Source organism: Collinsella sp. TM06-3 (genome assembly GCF_003436395.1).
Classification (GTDB): Bacteria; Actinomycetota; Coriobacteriia; order Coriobacteriales; family Coriobacteriaceae; genus Collinsella.
On record NZ_QSPG01000031.1, the window covers coordinates 1 to 17,579 of the forward strand.

Below are 17,579 nucleotides of genomic sequence, written 5' to 3' on the forward strand. Positions count from 1 at the left end.
TGAATGTGGGAGGTGTTCGGATAAAGTCGATAATCAAGGCAAAATAGCCGCGTCCCAAAAAGACTGGGTATTGGGCGTTGACAGTTGGCGAGCCGTAGGTAAAATATCAACTTGTCTTGGGGACGTAGCTCAGTTGGGAGAGCGCTGCCGTCGCATGGCAGAGGCCGAGGGTTCGACTCCCTTCGTCTCCACCCTTGGATTTGATAAGCCGCTGACATTGTGTCGGCGGCTTTTTTTAAAAGAAAGGGCTGTACCATGGCCAAGCTTGAGTCCCAACCACTGTCTGCCGAGGAACGCGCCGAGTTGGAAGAGCTCCGCGCCGAGAAAGCTCGTCGCGAGGCCCAGGAAGAGGCACGCCGCGAGCGTGAGGAGCTGGCCGCCCTGCGTGCCGAGCGTGCGAAGGCCGAGGAGGCCGCCGCGAACGTCGCCCCCGCGCCCAAGCCCGCCGCCGCGAAGCCCGCGCCCACCGCACCTAAACCTCAGCCTAAAAAGGTCGCTCGTTCCAAGTCCGTCGAGCCCAAGCCGAGCCGTGACGAGATGACCTTTGCCCAGCGCATGGTCACCTCCAAGGAGCCTACGGGCGAGAACGAGATCCCTGGCATGGCGCCGGCTCAAAAAATCATCATTGTCCTTGCCCTCATCGCGTTTGTCATCTTTATGGGCTACACGATCCTGACCAGTATGGGCCTGCTCTAGCCCATTCGCGCTGGGTGCCATGCCCGAACACTCTGCCCTTTTCCAACCCTCAACCTCTGCACAACGCATCCGAAAGGTCGCCCCATGGCTTTGACCGACATCTCGCATCCCACCGACATTGCAATGCTCACCGATCTGTACGAGCTCACTATGGCCCAGGGCCTGTGGGAGAGCGGCAAGGCCAATGAGCAGGGTTGTTTTACCGCGTTTTACCGCGACCATCCTTTTGGCAGCGCCTATGCCGTCATGTGCGGCACCGCCGAACTGCCCGAGCTGGTCGAGAATCTGCGCTTTACGCCCGAGGACATCGACTACCTCGCCTCGCTCCAGGCCCCGGCCGGCGGCGCGATGTTCAAGCCTGGATTCCTCGACTACCTGCGCGATTTTCGTGCGCATGTAAACATCGACGCCGTGCCCGAGGGCGAGCTCGTCTTTCCGCGCGAGCCCATGGTTCGCGTCACCGGCCCCGCGCTGGAGTGCCAGCTGCTTGAGACGGCGCTGCTCAACATCGTTGGGTTCCAGACGCTTGTCGCCACCAAGACGGCGCGCGTGGTGCTGGCGGCGGACGGCCGTCCCGTTGCCGAGTTTGGCCTGCGCCGCGCTCAGGGTCCCGATGGCGGCTTGGCCGTCGCGCGCGCGAGCTACGTTGCCGGCTGCTCCTCTACGTCCAATGTGCTCGCCGGCCGCCGCTACGGTATTCCCGTCTTTGGCACGCATGCGCACAGCTGGGTGATGAGCTTCGACTCCGAGCTCGAGGCATTCCGGGCTTTTGCTAAGTCGAGTCCCAAGAACTGCACGCTGCTCATCGACACCTACGACGTACGCGAGGGTTGCGAGCATGCCATTACGGTTGCCAAGGAGATGGAGGCGGTGGGCGAGCGTCTGTCGGCTATTCGCATTGACTCGGGCGACCTCGCCAAGCTCTCCAAGTATGTTCGTGGCCGTTTTGATGCCGAGGGCCTGCCCTATGTGGGGATCTCGGTTTCTAACGATCTGGATGAGTACACGATTCAGTCACTGCTCGACCAGGGCGCGCCCATCGATAGCTTTGGCGTGGGTACCAAGCTTGCGACCTGCTATGACCAGCCGGCGCTGGGCGGCGTGTACAAGCTTTCCGCCCGCCGTGCGAGTGAGACGGACCCGTGGACGCCGGTGGTGAAGCTCTCCGAGCAGCCCTACAAGCGCACAATTCCCGGTGTTCAGCGCGTACGACGCTATTACGACGGCTTTGGCGGCCCGGTTTGCGACATGATCTACGACGAGGACCATCTGGCGGGGGAGGGCGCCGCGCGCGGCAATACCCTCGTGGCCGTGAATGATGCCGCCCTGGTGACCGACGTGTCCGAACTTGAGTATCGCGAGCTGCTGGTGCCGATCGTGCGCGATGGCAGTGCGGTGGCTCCGCGTGAGAGCATCCAGGACGCGCGCGAGCGCTGTGCTTGGGCGCTCGATCATCTGGACGCAGCTTTCAAGCGCTTCCTGTACCCGCAGACCTATGTGGTGGGCATGGAGCAGGGCCTGGCTCAGGTGCGCGACGAGCTCGTGCGCAAGAACATGGCCGCGGCCTCTGCCTTTCCCTGGGCTCATTAATTTCTTGGGCGGTAGGGGCGAGTCACGCTCCCTTGGGCGCCAGCTCGGCCGTTCGCTGAACAGTTGATTGGTTTGACGTATGACGACTTCTTATAAAACGATGGTGGTAAAGATCGGTTCGTCCACGGTGGTGGGTGCCGATGGCAAGGTCAACCGCGCCTTTATCGGCGGACTTGCCGATCAGGCCGCAGCGCTGCGCAAGCTCGGCTGGCGTCTGGTCGTGGTGAGCTCGGGCGCTATCGCCTGTGGCTATCCCGTGTTGGGCTTCGACCGCAAGCCGGTCGGCGACCTACCGAGCCTGCAGGCCTGCGCCTCGGCCGGTCAGTGCATCATCTCGTCGGCCTACGACGAGGAGTTCCATGCGCGCGACCTGCTCACCTCGCTCGTGCTGCTCACGCGCCACGATACGGCCCGCCGCACGTCTTACCTGCACGCGCGCGACGCCCTGCTGCGCCTCGTGGAGCTTGGCGTGGTGCCGGTCGTCAACGAGAACGATACCGTCACCGTCGACGAGATCAAGTTTGGCGACAACGACACACTGGCGGCGCTTGTGAGCTGCCTGGTTTCTGCCGATCTGTGCGTGACGCTCTCGGACATCGATGGTCTCTATACCGCCAATCCGCATGAGGACCCCACGGCCGAGTTTGTTCCTGTCGTGCATAAGATCGATGCCAAGATTATTGCCTCGGCGGGCGATTCTTCCACATCGGTGGGAACGGGCGGCATGATTACCAAGATCCGCGCGAGCCGCATTCTCATGACCGCGGGCATTCAGAGCGTGATTTGCTCGGGCGAGGAGCCCGATGCGCTCGTGCGCCTCGCCCGCGGCGAGAGCGTGGGCACGCTGTTCGATCCGCCGGCGGAGCGTCTGGACATCGCACCCCGCAAGCTGTGGATCGCACTGGGCGACAAGGCGCATGGCTCGGTGACGGTCGATGATGGTGCTGCGAAGGCGCTGGTCAGCCGTGGCTCTTCCTTGCTTGCGGTGGGTATTCGCGAGGTCGATGGCCAGTTTGCCGAGGGTGATGTGCTCGATGTGTGCGACCCGAGCGGTATGGTCGTCGCCCGCGGTATCGCCGAGGCCGATTCGGACGTGCTGGAGCTTGCAGCCGGTCGCCGCCAGGACCAGATCGCCGGCAACCGCCTGCTGGCAGACCTGGCCGAGAAGCCGGCGATACACAGGGATAACTTGATCGTATTTGCATAAAGAAAGACAGCGCTGCGGATCGTTTCCCGCAGCGCTGTCTTTCTCGTGCCGGCAATTGGGGACGTTCCTTATGTGCCGGCAGGTGGGGACACTCCTTTGCTAGAAGATCCGGCGCAGGTCTCCGCGGTTGAGGGCTTCGTCGAAGAGGTGCTTAAACACCACGCTGCCGTGCAGGCCGTCGTGCTCGAACTCGTTGGTCACCCAGGCGTGCGAGTTGCCCACGCGGCTGAGCGTGTCGAGCTGCATGCCCGAATCGACGTACATGTCGTCGAAGTAAACCGCGGCCTGGAGCGGCACCTCGTTGCAGGCCAGGCGCTGCGGGTCGTAGATCTTGTCCCAGCTGGTGTCCTCCATCAGCAGGTCCATGGCGGGCTTAAACGGCTTAAGTTCGGGCATCTGCTCAAACATCCACGGGAACATGGCCTCGCCGGTAAACATGAGCGGGCGCGCGAGTGTGTCGAACTCGGCACGATGGGCTTTCTCTTCTGCCGCGGCCCAGCGAATGGGCATGGTGTCGCCGTCGGCGTAGATGAACTCCTGCAGCGTCCAGTACAGCGGGTTTGTACGCGTGTTGGTGCGCTCGAAGGCGCGCATCAAAAAGCTGTCAGATACCGAGGCGTCGCAGGTCAGCGTGCCGTCGCCATCAACAAACGCATGGTCGATAATCCAGTGCATGCGCTCAAAGCTCGGCTTCATGCCGAAGTCGCTGCCCATGAGCTGTAGGCGCTCGACCGTCATCGGCGAGCCGTCGGGCAGCACGGGCTTCTGTGCCTCGAGCGCATCGGCCAGGGCTGCCACGCGCTCGACGTCGGCGGGGTAGCGGTCGTAATACTGCTGCGTCTTGGCGGCCATGCGCGGGAAGGTGTGCGCGTAGACCTCGCTGGCGCTCGCCGGCACGTGGGGGATGCCGCCGCAGGTAAAGCTCGCCGCCACGCCCTCGGGGAAGAGCGACAGATAGCTCAGCGTCAAAAAGCCGCCGTAGCTCTGGCCGAGCGTGACCCACGGCTTGCCGCCAAAGCCCACCAGTCGCAGGTATTCAAAATCGCGCACGATGGAGCTGGCGAGGTGGCGCTTGAGGAAGTCCGCCTGCGAGCGTGCTGTATCGGCGCCGGCGGCCGTTGCGCGATCACCCAGTGCCTTGATCGTGCGTCCGTCCACGCAGCTACTGCGTCCGGTGCCGCGCTGGTCGGGAAGGACCACGCGGAAGTGCTTGACGGCCTCCTCGATCCAGCCGTCGCTCGTGGGCGACAGCGGACGCGGGCTCTCGCCGCCGGGGCCGCCCTGCAAAAACAGGAGCAGCGGCAGATCGTCGTTGATGCGGTCGGGCGCGCAAACCACGCGGTAGAAGAGCTTGATGCTCTCGGGCGCGCCGGCGATGGGTGCCGGCATAGCGCCGCGGCGCATGGTGCTGCCGACGGCCAAAAGCATTGGCTCAAGGCCGCGCCAGTCGAGAGGGACATCGATGCTGTGGTCCTCGACATACAGGCCGGGGACGTGGTACGAAGTGATGAGCGCCATGTAATGCTTCCATTCGTTGCGGTGTTTCGGGTTGACCAATTCTACCGCCGTCGGCGAGGATGCGCATAAATCGGCTACCATGGTTGGCAAACATCTAAGAGAAAGGGCCGTCCATGTCGGTCGATATAGCTACGTATGTCCACGATCTTGCCGTTGCCGCCAAGGCAGCGTCGGCATCGCTTGCCACGGCGAGCGATGAGCAGCGTCAGGAGGCCGTGCGCGCCATGGCCGCGGCGCTGCGAGATGGTGTCGACTCCATCGTCGCCGCCAACGAGCTCGATATGTCCGCCGCGCGCGATGCGGGGACCTCGGCGGGGCTCCTCGATCGCCTGTTGCTGACGCCCGAGCGCGTCGAGGGCATGGCTGTCGGCCTGGAGAAGCTCGCCGAGCTGCCCGATCCTGTCGGCCGCGTGCTCGACCACCGCGTGCTTGCAAGTGGCGTGGACCTCACCCGCGTGAGCGTGCCGCTGGGTCTGGTCGCCATGGTCTACGAGGCGCGCCCCAACGTGACGGCCGACGCCGCGGGCATCTGCATCCGCACCGGCAACGCCTGCATTCTGCGTGGCGGTTCGCTGGCCTATCACTCGTGCGCCATGATTGCCGAACTGCTGGCCGATGCACTCGAGGCCAAGGGTTTCCCGCGCGAGGCTATCTCGATGATCGAGTCCACCGACCGCGAGGCCACCGGCGAGCTCATGAAGCTCCGCGGCATCGTCGACGTGCTCATTCCGCGTGGAGGTGCGGGCCTGATCCAGCGCTGCGTGCGCGAGTCGCTCGTGCCGGTGATTGAGACAGGCACGGGCAACTGCCATATCTACGTGCATGAATCCGCCGACTTTGATAAAGCACTCAACATTATTGTCAATGCCAAGACCCAGCGCGTGGGCGTGTGCAATGCCGCCGAATCGCTGCTGGTTGACCGTGCCGTTGCAGATCGCTTCCTGCCCGCAGTCGTTGCCGTGCTGCACGGCCACGGCGTGCTGATTCACGGCGACGAGGCCACGTGCGCAGCATGCGCCGACGCTGGGCTTGCCGAGGGCGACGATTATGTGGCCGCGACCGAGGAGGATTGGGGCCGCGAGTACCTGGCGCTCGAGATGAGCGTGAAGATCGTGGCGAACGAGGACGAGGCCATCGAGCACATCAACCGCTACGGTACCATGCACTCCGAGGCCATCGTTGCCGAGGACGAGGATGCCTGCGAGCGCTTCCTGGACGCGGTCGATGCCTCGGCCGTGTACGCCAACGCCAGCACGCGCTTCACTGACGGCGGCGAGTTTGGGCTGGGCGCCGAGATCGGCATCTCGACCCAAAAGCTCCATGCCCGCGGCCCCTTTGCCGCCGAGGCCCTCACCACCTACAAATACAAGCTCCGCGGCACTGGCCAGGTCCGCCCCTAGCGCCCGCGCAAACAAAAACCACCACAAAAGGTGCCTTTCCCCTTTGTGGTGGTTTTAAGTGGCGTGGGCGGTTAGGCCTGGAAGGTATCGCGGTCGGGGGCGAAGGACTGCATGGCCGCGATGGTGCGGTCAAAGAGCTCGGGGAGCTCCCAGCCCAACATCTCGGCGCCCTGCGAAATCACGTCGCGCGAGCAGCCGGCGGCAAAGCGCTTGTCCTTGAACTTCTTCTTAAGCGACTTGGTCGTAAAGTCCATAACGCTCTTGCTCGGGCGCATGATGACGGCAGCGCCGATCAGGCCGGTGAGCTCATCGCAGGCAAACAGGATCTTTTCCATCTGCAGCTCGGGTTTGGGCAGCGAGGTGTTGAAGTCCGACGTGTGCGTCTGGATGGCGCGAATGAGCTCGGGAGACGCACCTTCGCCCTCAAGAATCTCGGCAGCATAGATGGTGTGGTTCATGGGGTCGTCCTCATGCTCCTCCCAATCCAGGTCGTGCAGCAGACCGACGATGCCCCAAAACTCCTCGTTCTCGGGGTCGAACTCGCGCGCAAAGTAGCGCATAGTGCCCTCGACCGTCTCGCCATGGGTGATGTGGAACGGGTCCTTGTTGTGCTCGTTGAGCAGTTCGAACGCGCGGTCGCGGGTGATTCCAGCGGTAAGCGGCTCTGCCATAAGTGACTCCTTGTGCTCGTGGGTATCGCTAAGAATGAATACTACTAGAACAAGAAAACCACCACAAAGGTGCCTGTCCCCTTTGTGGTGGTTTTTGGCGTGGGCAGGTTAGTTGAGGGCGGCTTGGGCTAGGCGGGCTTCGGCGTCCTCCTCGGTGACACCCAGGGCCACGGCGAACTCCTCGATGGAGCGGCGCTTGGCTTCCTTGAGTACGCGCATGTAGTAAGAGCTGGGTTTTTTATCTGCTTCCTCGGCCTGGCGAATACGTTGCATCATGGTTTTTGCCACGCGGACCGTCTCGGGCGCGCCCAGCTTGAGCTGCTGTTTAAAGTGCGTCTCCTCCAGCGAGCTGTTGCGCTCGGTAAAGGTGTCGCACTCCAGCTCGTCGTAGTGGCTCAGCAGGTGCTCGGCATCTTGCTGGGAGATGGCGGCATGCAAACGATCGGCCTGCGCCACGGGGTACATGAGGATCGTCTGCGCATGTCCCTGCTTGGTCTCGAGCAACAGCATGGGCTGCGGCGTGTCGTCCCTAAAACCGACGACGGTGCAGACTCCCTGACCCGGATGAATGACGTGTTGACCGATTGAGAACATGCTACCTCCAACTTATACGAATTTACGTATGTCTAGAATACCACGCTGACGTGCGGAAACCCTTACTTTATGCAGGAAAAGCACACAACTCCGATAGGTAAGAGTATTCGATAAAAGACACAGCTCATTCACACCTTTATGCATTTTCAACGCGTGCATAATCTGCAGGCAGACCGGCATCTTTGAGAGACTCCATACAAGCTGTAGTCAATTTTGTGCATATGCAATTTCGATTGGCTTTACCCTGCGATAGTGCCCGTCGCTTGTGATAGAGTGCTACAAACTCTGGCTTTTGCCCTACGAGTGACCAAGAGCTCGGGGGCTTTAACACAAGGAGGATCTATGCCCGAGAAGATTGAAGAGCTGGTACGCGCTGCGCTTGCTGCGGCCCAGGAGGCCGGCGACCTTTCCGCATTTGAACTTGACGATTGCGCTATCGAGCGACCGGCTGACACTTCTCATGGCGAGTGGACCTCTACCATGGCCCTGAAGTCCGCCAAGCTGGCCCACTGCGCCCCGCGCAAGATCGCCGAGGCCATCGTTGCCCATATGCCCGAGGATCCCGCGATCGAGAAGGTTGAGATCGCAGGCCCCGGTTTCATCAACTTCTACCTCTCTGTTGCCGTCAAGAATGCCATCTTTGGCGAGGCTCGCGAGAAGGGCATGGACTTCGCTAAGTCCAACGTCGGTGGTGGCCTGAAGACCCAGGTCGAGTTCGTTTCCGCCAACCCCGTCGGCCCCATGCACATCGGCCACGGCCGCTGGGCCGCGCTGGGCGATTCGCTCTGCCGCGTTATGGACCACGCCGGCTATGAGATCCAGCGTGAGTTCTACATCAACGACCACGGCTCTCAGATGAACACCTTCGGCAACTCCATCAGCACGCGCTATATGCAGCTTGCCGACATCATCGCCAAGCAGGGCGTGGATATCGACGAGGCTCACAAGCTGCTGATCGCCGACCGCGACGCCTTCGTTGCCGATGAGAACGACGAGCATCCCGAGACCCATCCGTACCAGGACAACTTTGCCGAGACCCTGGGCAAGGACTCCTACGGCGGCGACTACATCATCGACGAAGCTGCCGAGTTCTGGCGCACCGACGGCGACAAGTGGGTCGAGGCCGATCCGCAGGAGCGCATGGAGAGCTTCCGCGAGCGCGGCTACGTGAAGATGGTCGACAACATGCGCGACCTTTGCCATGCCGTCAACTGCGACTTCGATCGTTGGTTCTCCGAGCGCTCGCTGTATGTGAAGGACACCGAGGGCGAGACCGCCGGCACCTCCGCCGTCGACCGCGCTTTTGAGAAGCTCGACAAGATGGGCTACCTCTACACCAAGGACGGCGCCCTGTGGTTCCGCTCCACCGACCTGGGCGATGACAAGGACCGCGTCCTGATCAAGTCCGACGGCGAGTACACCTACTTTGCATCCGACGTTGCCTATCACTGGGATAAGTTCCAGCGCGTCGACCACGTCATCGACATCTGGGGTGCCGACCACCACGGCTACATCGAGCGCGTCCGCTGCGTCTGCGACGCTCTGGGTTACCCCGGCAAGTTTGAGGTTCTGCTGGGCCAGCTCGTCAACCTGCTGCGCAACGGCAAGCCCGTCCGTATGTCCAAGCGTAAGGGCACCATGGTGACCCTGCAGGAGCTCGTCGACGAGGTCGGCTCCGACGCTGCCCGTTACACGCTCATCTCCAAGAGCTCCAACCAGATGGTCGACTTCGATATCGAGGCCGTCAAGAAGCGCGACAACTCCAACCCGGTGTACTACGTGCAGTACGCTCACGCCCGCGTGTGCTCCATTCTGCGCCGTGCCGCCGACGTTACGCCCGAGCAGGCTGACGAGATGGGCATGAAGGCCGTCGCCACCAAGGCCATCGGTGAGAACGTCGATTACTCGCTGCTGACCGACCCGACCGAGCTCGCCCTTTCGCGTAAGCTCAACGAGCTCACCGACCTCATCGCCAGCTGCGCTCGCGACCGCGCCCCGTTCCGTCTGACGCACTTTGCTGAGGAGCTCGCCGGCGACTTCCACAGCTTCTACGCTGCCTGCCAGGTTCTGCCGAGCGAGGGCCGTCCCGTCGACCCCGAGCTTTCGCGCGCCCGTCTGGCCGCTTGCGACGCCGTCCGCGTGACGCTCGCCCTGGTGCTCACCCTCGTTGGCGTTTCTGCGCCCGAGCAGATGTAATCTGCGAGTCATTTGACCGTACAGACTTGGTTTAACTAAGCCTTGAAAGCCCGATCTCCCACGGAGGTCGGGCTTTTTTGCAAACGCCGACGTATTGACGAATTTGGAACTGCTGGAAATACGAAACTATGTCGATTTACTACGATGAATTGAGGTATTCCAACCACGCCGGCTTTTCGCTAAAAAGTGCAAGGCATCTACCTGCGGTTTTAGTTCAACAAGTTTCGGAGTGGTCGCGGTTGAGCGATTCATCGTAGTAAACCGCCATAGTTTTGGCGGAGGCAGTCAGATTTGTGGGTGTTAAACCAAAGAGTGTCCCTTTTGACTAGTCGTTTAAGAACGTCCCCAATGACTAAGTTGCAGGTGGTTGCGGTTGTGTTACACTAACGCTGCGTATATGACGCAATCATCTCGATACAGATCAATGATGTCCGTCGGTATTTGACGGAGCTAGACTGTTTAGCCGCCCTGAAGGTTTATGCAGGGAGCATGTGATCACAGGGCTTGAAAAGAAAGTTGAGCAAACACTGTGTCTGATCAACAGCAAGAAAACGAAATAACGACGACGCAAGCCGCTCCCGCTGCACCGGTTGCGTCGGACCAGGTCGCGGCGCCCGCGCAAGCCTCGGCTTCTGAGACGCCTGAGGCTGCTTCGACGCCTACGCCTGCAGCGGCTGAGAAGGCCGTGCCTGCAACTGGTGAGGAGGCTGCTCCGGCAAAGCCCAAGCGTACGCGCCGCACGGCCAAGTCTGCCGCTGACGGCGAGGAGGTCGCCAAGCCCAAGCGCCGCACCACGCGCACGACTCGCGCCAAGCGCACCGTTGCGGCTGACTCCTCGGCGTCGATTTCCGATGAGGTCGCACAGGCACGTGCGTTGGCGCAGATTAGCGAGGCTCAGGTGGTGCGCGCCCGCCGTCGTGCTGCCGAGCGCGAGGCCGCGGCTCTGACCGAGCTTGCAGCTCCGTCTGTGCCCGAGACGCCTGCCGCCGACCAGCCGACCGAGAAGCCGGCGCCGCGCACACGCCGTCGCACGGCTGCTAAGGCCGAGCAGGTTGCTGAACAGGTAACCCCCGAGCTAACCGAGGCTTCGGTCCGTTCTGCGGCAGGGGAGGGCACATCGCCTGTTGAGCCCGCTGCGCCTGTCGAGGCCGGCGAAGTTCCCGTTGTCGATCCGGCTTTGCGCCCGCACCGTCGCGGTCGCAAGCCCAAGGCCTTCGTCGAGGCAGAGAAGGCCGCAGCCGCAGCTGCAGCCGCTCGGGATGCTGCGGCGACCGCCGAGTCTGCAACCGCTGCCGATGCACCCGTCCAGGATGCTACGACTTCCGAGGCCGCTCCCGCCGATGTCGAGTCCGCCGACGTCCGTCCTGGTCGCAGCCATCGTACTGCTGCTAAGCGCACGTCCAAGGCCAAGGCTGCCAAGAAGGGTTCGTCCGAGGATTCCGCCGAGACGACCGCCGATGCATCGACTGATGCTGCCGAGCCCCAGGACGTCGAACAGCCTGCGTCCGAGAAGCCCAAGCGCGGTCGTAAGAAGTCCGCTAAGGCCAAGGCGTCCGAGCATCAGGCTGATGTCGAAGCGCAGATTGATTCCGGCGCCGAGGCCAATGAAGCCGCTGCGGCCAATGCCGACGCCGCCACAACCGATGGTGCCGCGCCCGCCGAGGCCGAAGACGGCACTCGTTCCAACCGTCGCCAGCACAAGCGCAACGAGGAGCGCAACGAGCGCAAGGACGAGCGCAACAACGACCGTCGCAACCGTCAGCGCGATCGCAAACAGCGCAACAAGGAGCGCAACGCCGCCCCCACCGAGCCCACGCTTTCGCGCGAGGAGCTCGCTGCCATGAAGGTCGCCGAACTGCGCGAGAAGGCCAAGGAGTTCGAGATCGAGACGACCGGCAAGAAGAAAGCCGAGCTCGTCGAAGAGATCTACGTCACCGCTGCGAAGGCCGAGGGCTTCCGCGACATCAAGGGCATTCTGCAGATTCGCCCGGACAGCTCCGGCATTATCCACGCCCATGGCTACATGAAGTCCAACGACGACGCCTTCGTGCCTGCCTACCTCATCCGCTCCGCGCGCCTGCGCACGGGCGACGTCATCGAGGGCTCGCTGCGTCCTTCGCGCGGCGGCGACAAGCGCGCCGGCCTCGCCAAAATCACGACCGTCAACGGTCTGGACCCCGAGCAGATTCGCAACCGTCCCAAGTTCGGCGACCTCACCCCGGTCTATCCCAACGAGCCGCTGCGCATGGAGCACGGCAAGGACTCCATTACCGGTCGCGCCATCGACATCGTGTCGCCGATCGGCAAGGGTCAGCGTGGCCTGATCGTGTCTCCGCCCAAGGCCGGCAAGACCACGATCCTCAAGAAGATCTGCCAGTCTATCTCGATTAACAACCCCGAGGTGCACCTCATCTGCCTGCTCGTCGACGAGCGCCCCGAAGAGGTCACCGATATGCAGCGTTCCATCAAGGGCGAGGTTGTGGCGTCGACCTTCGATATGCCCGCCGACAACCACACTCGCGTGGCAGAGCTCGTCATCGAGCGCGCCAAGCGCATCGTGGAGCTGGGCGGCGATGTTGTGGTGGTGCTCGACTCCATCACGCGTCTTGCCCGCGCCTACAACTTGGCGGCGCCCGCCTCAGGCCGCATCCTTTCGGGCGGCGTCGATTCGGCGGCACTGTATCCGCCCAAGCGCTTCCTGGGCGCAGCCCGTAATATCGAGAACGGTGGCTCGCTCACCATCCTGGCCTCTGCCCTCATCGATACCGGTTCCAAGATGGACGAGGTCATCTTTGAGGAGTTCAAGGGCACCGGCAACATGGAGCTTAAGCTCGACCGCGACCTGGCCGACCGTCGCATCTTCCCGGCTATCGACCCCGTTGCCTCCGGTACGCGTAATGAGGACCTGTTGGTCGACGAGCAGATGCGTCCGTTTGTCTTTGGTCTGCGTCGCATTCTTGCCGGCATGAACAACACCGAGCGCGCAGCCGCATCGTTTATCAAGGGTCTTAAGGGCACCAACACCAACCAAGAGTTCCTGGTGCGTTCGGCCAAAAAGCACAGCGACTACGAGCAGACGTTCTAGGTTGTCATCCACACGCAGCGATAGTCATCAATGCGATAAAGGGTCGGGGCTTTGAGCCTCGGCCCTTTTCCATATCGCCGCTCCGCGCTTATTTTTAACCATAAGACCGACGAGCAGCAGGTTTCCCGTTTCAATCCGACTTCGTCGCTTGCAATCGACGGGGCGGTTTCGCATAATAGCTTTTAAGCTTCGCGACGGAAAACGCAGATGAAACGAACCATATACCGTTGCTTTGGGGCATAGCCCCGCTTCATCTTCTCTCGCGCAGCCAACTGAATGATGCGATTTGGGCGCTGGAAGATGGGGAGAGCTCATGGCTTCTTCTGATGCAACACAACGAGCAGTCCTTGCCGGACTTTCGTGCGGGATCGGCCTTGCCGCTCCCGTGGTTATGTATGCCGCGACGCTGCCGTTTTCGTCTGTGAACGAGACGGTCGTGGCGGGCGCGGTTCCCTTCGCCGTGGGCGCGGTGGCGGGCGTGGGTATCTATGCCGCCTCGCTGGGTATCTCCGAGTATCGTGCGCAGCGTGAAGAGCGTCTGTTCCAGCCCGATGCCATGGGCGGTGCCGCCAATCTCAATCAGCATCAAAGCGAGTTCAAGACCGCCTCGATTCCAGTCCAGCAGCAGGATGCGACTCCTTACGCTGCGGCTTCTGCTTCTCAGGCTCAGGCGGAGCAGTCTACCTCGGCATTCCTTTCCGGCCTGACCGGTGCGTTCCAGCGCCGTCATGCCGATGATGGTGTCCCTACCATCGCTCGAGCCGCAGATGCTATGGACGAGGACGAGGCTTGGTCCATGATCGACAGTATGCTCGACGACGATTCGCCGGTGAGCTGCGACCCTGCACACTCGCGCGACGTCTATCAAGTCGCCATCGACGAGCTCACCAATGGCGGGCAGACCGGCTCCTTCAATCGCGATGACATCGCCGCCGCGGCACGTGCCGTGTCTGGCTCCCAGGCCGCCCCTGCGGGCAGCACGGCGGCTTTCGTGGCACTCGTTGCCAACGCGGCAGCCAATAACGCCTACAGCGCTACCTCGGCGGACGCAGACGCTTCTGCCGACAATTCGTACGTTGATGAAGCCATGACCGCGGACGAGGAGGCCGTTGCCGCTCGCCGTGCCGCCGAAAGCTCGCTTTGGGGCGCTCCTGCCCAGCAGCAGGCGGCCGAGGCTGCGCCGTACAATGCAAACCTCGCCAGCATGCCTATCATCTCCGGTGCCGCGGACATCGATCTCGATGACCTCGATGAGCCTGCAGCCATTACCGCATCGATTGATGCCCAAGATCGCGTCGACACCGGCGACCTTCCGGATGCCTCGCTCGAGGTTGATGTCCCCATGGCCGATTACTCGGGCCACGAGGACATGTGGGCCGCCGCCACCGCGATTCTGGATGAGATTGACGAGTCCGCTCCTGTTGTAGCGCCCGCTCCCGTCGCTGCCCCTCAGCCTGCTGCCCCCGCCTATGTCGGCCGCCACAGCGCTGTGTTCCCCGAGGATACCGCCCGTATCTCGCGCGAGAGCATCGAGCGGGCCGAGGCTATTGCCGCCGGCATTATGGAAAATCGTCGTCACGAGCGCGTCAATCAGATCCTCGAGGAAGAGATCGAGCGCCTGCAGTCCTCTACCGCCAAGCGTACGGGCCGTGCCTATCTGAGCGTTATCGAGGGCGGTACCGCCAGCTTTGCGCCGCTCCGCGCGGAGGCATAACTTCTGCATGGTTAAGATCAATCGAAAATGGGCGGTCGTGACCTGCCTGATGGCGCTCTTGATCTGGGGCAATTCGCTGGTTCCCGGCTCGGGGTCGGGCTCACTGAGTCTAACGGTCATGGAAGCTATCCGCGGTTTCCTGCACGGCGTGGGACTTCCATATGAATGGGTGACCAACTTTGTTGTTCGCAAGTGCGCGCATTTTACCGAGTATATGGTGCTCGGCATCCTGGCAACGCACGCCTTTGATTTTGAGGGCCGGCGCACCTTTGACGTGCTGCTGCCCACGGCGGTGTTCCTGCTGCTGATTCCCTCGATCGACGAGACGATTCAGCTCTTTGTGCCGGGACGCGCCGGCATGATCACCGATGTGATGATCGACTGCTGTGGAGCGGCAACGGGCGTTGTGCTCCGATATCTCTTACGGTCGCTGATGTGCGCCAAAAAAGCCGCCTAGGACGTATTGTTTGGTCCTAGGCGGCCTTTTTTATTTGAGGGCTTATATGAGGCGTGGTGGCGTCGTTCCATAGGTCGGATTTGCCGGGCACACCACGCCCTGTGGGTACGCCTGTTACTGAAGCGCCTGTGCGCCCAGGGCCAGGCAGCCCATAATGCCCTGCTTGCCCTCGAGGCTGTTGTTGACGATGTAGGTATCGATGTCGTTGACCTCGGGCGTGACGATATAGCCGTTGAGCATCTCGGCACACTTTTTGCGTGCGAGCGGCACGATGGGAGTGTGGTCGGCCACGCCGCCGCCGATGATGATCTTTTGCGGCGCGTAGCACAGCGTGTAGGTCATGAGTGCCTGTGCCAGATAGCCGGCGAGCAGGTCCATGGCTTCCGGGTCATCAGCCATGTCTCCGGCGCTCTTGCCATCCCAGCGCTTTCTAACGCCGGGGCCGGCGATGAGGCCTTCGAGGCAGTTGTCGTGGAAGGGGCAGGCGCTGTGCTCGCCAATGGTGTCGCGCGGGTCGCGCGTGACCAGGATGTGGCCAGCCTCGGGATGCATCATGCCGTGCACGAGCTTACCGCCCGAGAGCACGCCAGCGCCCACGCCGGTACCGATGGTCAGATACACCACGTCAGTGAGGCCCTGGGCGCAACCAAAGGTGACCTCGCCCAGGCAGGCGACGTTGACGTCGGTGTCGTAGCCGCAGGGAATATTGAGCTCGTTTTGGATGGTGCCCAGCAGGTCGAAGTAGCGCCATGCCGTTTTGGGCGTCTCCAGGATCTTGCCGTATTGGGGCGAGGCAGGGTTGACTGCGGTGGGGCCAAAGGCGCCGATGCCCAGCGCGGCGATGCCCTTGTCGGCAAACCATGCGTTGACGGCCTCGACGGTCTCCTGCGGGGTCGTGGTCGCGATCTGCTCACGCTTCAGGACCGTACCGTCTGCATAGCCCGTGGCGCAGACCATCTTGGTGCCGCCGGCCTCGAGCGCTCCGATAAGCTGCTGCTCCGCCATAGTGATCCCCTTTCCAGGATAAGGTGCTCTTTGCCTAAAGTATAGCGCTATAAAACTATTAATAAATCGCTATAAAAAGAAACCCCGCAACGTTACGAACGGTGCGGGGTTTCTATGTTTGCCTTAACTGCCGGGCCGTCTTTACCCGCGCGATTTGATTTTATCACGCAGGGACTTGAGGTTCTCCAGCGCCGCGTTGAGCGTCTCGTCACGCTTGGCAAAGTGGAAGCGGATCAGGTGGTTGACGGGCTCGCGGAAGAAACTTGAGCCCGGCACGGCGCCCACGCCAACCTTGGAGGCGAGATCCTCGCAGAAGTCGAGGTCGCTGTCGTAGCCAAACTCAGAGATGTCCATCATCACGTAGTAGGCGCCCTGCGGCACGTTGTGCTCAAGACCGATGCTATCGAGCCCCTGGCAGAACAGGTCGCGCTTGGCGGTGTAGAGGTCGAGGACCTCCTGGTAATAGCTGTCGTCGAAGTTGAGGGCGGTGACGACGGCCTCCTGCAGGGGTGCGGCGGCGCCCACGGTGAGGAAGTCGTGGACCTTCTTGATGCGCTCGGTGATCTGGGCTGGGGCAATGGTGTAGCCCAGACGCCAGCCGGTGATGGAGTAGGTCTTGGACAGCGAGCTGCAGCTGATGGTGCGCTCAAACATGCCGGGTAGCGTGGCCATGTACACGTGCTCGTGGGGTGTGTAGACGATGTGCTCATAGACCTCGTCGGTAATGCAGTAGGCATCGTACTTTTTGCACAGGTCGGCGATAAAGGTGAGCTCCTCGCGGGTAAAGACCTTGCCGCAGGGGTTGGACGGGTTGCACAGGACGATCGCCTTGGGATCGTTGTCGCGGAAGGCTGCCTCGAGTGTCTCGCGGTCAAAGTCGAATGTGGGCGGGTTGAGCGGCACGTAGATGGGCTCGGCGCCCGAAAGGATCGTGTCGGCGCCGTAGTTTTCGTAGAACGGCGAGAAAATGACGACCTTGTCGCCGGGGTTCGTGACCGTCATCATGGCGGCCATCATGGCCTCGGTGGAGCCGCAGGTGACCACGATGTTCTCGTTGGGGTTGATCGGCATGCCCATAAAGTGCTCCTGCTTGGCGGCAAGCGCCTCGCGCATGGCCTGGGAGCCCCAGGTGATGGAGTACTGGTGGTAAAGCGGCTTGGGGTCGGTGGCAATGGTGCTGAGGCTATCGAGCAGCTGCGCCGGGGGATCGAAATCGGGGAAGCCCTGCGACAGGTTGACGGCACCATACTTGTTGGAGATGCGCGTCATGCGGCGGATGACCGAATCGGTAAACGCCGCCGTGCGGTTGGAGAGTTCTTTCATGCCTATCCTTTCGAGCATTGGGTGGAGCAAGTTTACTCCTATGGAACCGGTGGGATTTGCTCGAAACGGGCTCGAAAAACTCTTGGTTGATTTCCGATCTCAGCCGAACACATTGAGCAAATA

General features: G+C 61.9%; 13 protein-coding genes and 1 tRNA gene. 9 read left to right on the forward strand and 5 right to left on the reverse strand.

All coding sequences use genetic code 11. The annotated features are described in order from the left end of the window. Positions 1-118 precede the first annotated feature (118 nt). The 4 genes from DXD56_RS09265 (at position 119) to proB (ending at position 3,493) form a co-directional block, all read left to right on the forward strand. Positions 119-191, forward strand: a tRNA-Ala gene (locus DXD56_RS09265). Between the two features lie 64 nt (positions 192-255). After that, positions 256-696 (forward strand): hypothetical protein, encoded by a 441-nt coding sequence (locus DXD56_RS09270; protein ID WP_117635034.1) that lies wholly within the window; start codon positions 256-258, stop codon positions 694-696. A gap of 84 nt (positions 697-780) precedes the next feature. Next, a complete protein-coding gene (locus tag DXD56_RS09275; RefSeq protein ID WP_117641006.1) occupies positions 781-2,286 on the forward strand; it encodes a nicotinate phosphoribosyltransferase in 1,506 nt (501 codons plus the stop codon). 79 nt (positions 2,287-2,365) lie between these two features. Continuing rightward, on the forward strand, positions 2,366-3,493 hold the full coding sequence (gene proB / locus DXD56_RS09280; protein ID WP_117641007.1) for a glutamate 5-kinase: 1,128 nt from the start codon (positions 2,366-2,368) through the stop codon (positions 3,491-3,493). A gap of 99 nt (positions 3,494-3,592) precedes the next feature. Here proB and DXD56_RS09285 read toward each other — a convergent pair whose 3' ends face one another. Then, the gene (locus DXD56_RS09285) at positions 3,593-5,011 is read right to left on the reverse strand and encodes an alpha/beta fold hydrolase (protein WP_117641008.1); all 1,419 of its coding nucleotides are present in this window, start codon (positions 5,009-5,011) and stop codon (positions 3,593-3,595) included. Between the two features lie 113 nt (positions 5,012-5,124). On the opposite strand from DXD56_RS09285, the gene DXD56_RS09290 reads away from it, so the two are divergent. Further along, a complete protein-coding gene (locus DXD56_RS09290) occupies positions 5,125-6,411 on the forward strand; it encodes a glutamate-5-semialdehyde dehydrogenase (protein ID WP_117641009.1) in 1,287 nt (428 codons plus the stop codon). 71 nt (positions 6,412-6,482) lie between these two features. On the opposite strand, the gene DXD56_RS09295 is transcribed toward DXD56_RS09290, so the two are convergent. Both DXD56_RS09295 and DXD56_RS09300 read right to left on the reverse strand, forming a co-directional pair. Next, positions 6,483-7,082 (reverse strand): HD domain-containing protein, encoded by a 600-nt coding sequence (locus tag DXD56_RS09295; protein WP_089572031.1) that lies wholly within the window; start codon positions 7,080-7,082, stop codon positions 6,483-6,485. Between the two features lie 108 nt (positions 7,083-7,190). Next, a complete protein-coding gene (locus tag DXD56_RS09300; RefSeq protein ID WP_117641010.1) occupies positions 7,191-7,676 on the reverse strand; it encodes a CarD family transcriptional regulator in 486 nt (161 codons plus the stop codon). A 342-nt stretch (positions 7,677-8,018) separates the two neighbouring features. On the opposite strand from DXD56_RS09300, the gene argS reads away from it, so the two are divergent. From argS to DXD56_RS09320, 4 genes are all read left to right on the forward strand, one after another. Beyond that, positions 8,019-9,872, forward strand: a complete 1,854-nt coding sequence (gene argS / locus DXD56_RS09305) for an arginine--tRNA ligase (protein ID WP_117641011.1) — start codon at positions 8,019-8,021, stop codon at positions 9,870-9,872. A gap of 529 nt (positions 9,873-10,401) precedes the next feature. Beyond that, positions 10,402-12,957 carry a transcription termination factor Rho gene (gene rho / locus DXD56_RS09310; RefSeq protein WP_233524978.1) on the forward strand — a complete coding sequence of 852 codons (2,556 nt, stop codon included), beginning with the start codon at positions 10,402-10,404 and terminating at the stop codon, positions 12,955-12,957. Positions 12,958-13,270: 313 nt separating this feature from the next. After that, positions 13,271-14,671, forward strand: coding sequence for a hypothetical protein (locus DXD56_RS09315; RefSeq protein WP_117641012.1), 1,401 nt, complete (start codon positions 13,271-13,273; stop codon positions 14,669-14,671). Positions 14,672-14,678: 7 nt separating this feature from the next. Continuing rightward, positions 14,679-15,128 carry a VanZ family protein gene (locus DXD56_RS09320; RefSeq protein ID WP_006235485.1) on the forward strand — a complete coding sequence of 150 codons (450 nt, stop codon included), beginning with the start codon at positions 14,679-14,681 and terminating at the stop codon, positions 15,126-15,128. A 114-nt stretch (positions 15,129-15,242) separates the two neighbouring features. Here DXD56_RS09320 and DXD56_RS09325 read toward each other — a convergent pair whose 3' ends face one another. Both DXD56_RS09325 and DXD56_RS09330 read right to left on the reverse strand, forming a co-directional pair. Beyond that, entirely contained in the window at positions 15,243-16,133 is an 891-nt protein-coding gene (locus DXD56_RS09325; RefSeq protein WP_117641013.1) for an ROK family protein, read from the reverse strand. Positions 16,134-16,274: 141 nt separating this feature from the next. After that, entirely contained in the window at positions 16,275-17,456 is a 1,182-nt protein-coding gene (locus DXD56_RS09330; protein ID WP_117641014.1) for a pyridoxal phosphate-dependent aminotransferase, read from the reverse strand. Positions 17,457-17,579: the final 123 nt, after the last annotated feature.

What these genes read in the sequence shown, in the direction of transcription:
- DXD56_RS09270 (WP_117635034.1), top strand. Translation starts at nt 256, where the DNA reads ATGGCCAAGCTTGAGTCCCAACCACTGTCTGCCGAGGAACGCGCCGAG.
- DXD56_RS09275 (WP_117641006.1), top strand. Translation starts at nt 781, where the DNA reads ATGGCTTTGACCGACATCTCGCATCCCACCGACATTGCAATGCTCACC.
- proB (WP_117641007.1), top strand. Translation starts at nt 2,366, where the DNA reads ATGACGACTTCTTATAAAACGATGGTGGTAAAGATCGGTTCGTCCACG.
- DXD56_RS09285 (WP_117641008.1), bottom strand. Translation starts at nt 5,011, where the DNA reads ATGGCGCTCATCACTTCGTACCACGTCCCCGGCCTGTATGTCGAGGAC.
- DXD56_RS09290 (WP_117641009.1), top strand. Translation starts at nt 5,125, where the DNA reads ATGTCGGTCGATATAGCTACGTATGTCCACGATCTTGCCGTTGCCGCC.
- DXD56_RS09295 (WP_089572031.1), bottom strand. Translation starts at nt 7,082, where the DNA reads ATGGCAGAGCCGCTTACCGCTGGAATCACCCGCGACCGCGCGTTCGAA.
- DXD56_RS09300 (WP_117641010.1), bottom strand. Translation starts at nt 7,676, where the DNA reads ATGTTCTCAATCGGTCAACACGTCATTCATCCGGGTCAGGGAGTCTGC.
- argS (WP_117641011.1), top strand. Translation starts at nt 8,019, where the DNA reads ATGCCCGAGAAGATTGAAGAGCTGGTACGCGCTGCGCTTGCTGCGGCC.
- DXD56_RS09315 (WP_117641012.1), top strand. Translation starts at nt 13,271, where the DNA reads ATGGCTTCTTCTGATGCAACACAACGAGCAGTCCTTGCCGGACTTTCG.
- DXD56_RS09320 (WP_006235485.1), top strand. Translation starts at nt 14,679, where the DNA reads ATGGTTAAGATCAATCGAAAATGGGCGGTCGTGACCTGCCTGATGGCG.
- DXD56_RS09325 (WP_117641013.1), bottom strand. Translation starts at nt 16,133, where the DNA reads ATGGCGGAGCAGCAGCTTATCGGAGCGCTCGAGGCCGGCGGCACCAAG.
- DXD56_RS09330 (WP_117641014.1), bottom strand. Translation starts at nt 17,456, where the DNA reads ATGAAAGAACTCTCCAACCGCACGGCGGCGTTTACCGATTCGGTCATC.